At 63.8% G+C, this 400-nt stretch carries 1 protein-coding gene; it reads right to left on the bottom strand.

Features of this window, described 5'->3' with window-relative positions; all coding sequences use genetic code 11:
* The coding region (locus AABA84_RS34865; RefSeq protein WP_338314359.1) for an acyl-CoA dehydrogenase family protein at window positions 1-400 on the bottom strand (400 nt) is incomplete at both ends.

The raw sequence follows: 400 nt of genomic DNA, 5'->3' as shown, positions 1-400 counted from the left end.
GAACAGCTGGCACCAGATCTCCTCGCCCGAAGCGAGCTTCGGCAAATAGCGGCGCTTGGCATCCTCGCTGCCGAAGGCCATCACGGTCGGGCCGCACATGCCCTCGCCGATCTGGAACGGCTGCGTCAGCTTGCCGTAGACACCCTCTTCCTGCTGCCAGATCACCTTCTCGATCGGCGTCGCGCCACGGCCGCCATATTCCTTGGGCCAGTGCAGGCAGGCCCAATTGCCTTCGAACTTCTTCTTCTGCCAGGCCTTGCCGACATCGACGATGTCGTGGCTGGCAAGGCGAATGCGGCCGAGCGATGATTTTGACAGCTCGGCATGCAATTCCTTCGGCGCATTGGCGTCGATCCATTGGCGCGCGGAGGCGCGGAACGCGGCTTCCTGCGGGGTGTCG

Source organism: Bradyrhizobium sp. TM239 (assembly GCF_036247985.1).
GTDB lineage: Bacteria > Pseudomonadota > Alphaproteobacteria > Rhizobiales > Xanthobacteraceae > Bradyrhizobium > Bradyrhizobium ottawaense.
Note: the sequence above shows the minus strand (reverse complement) of the source record. Positions and strands in the feature narration are given on the sequence as shown.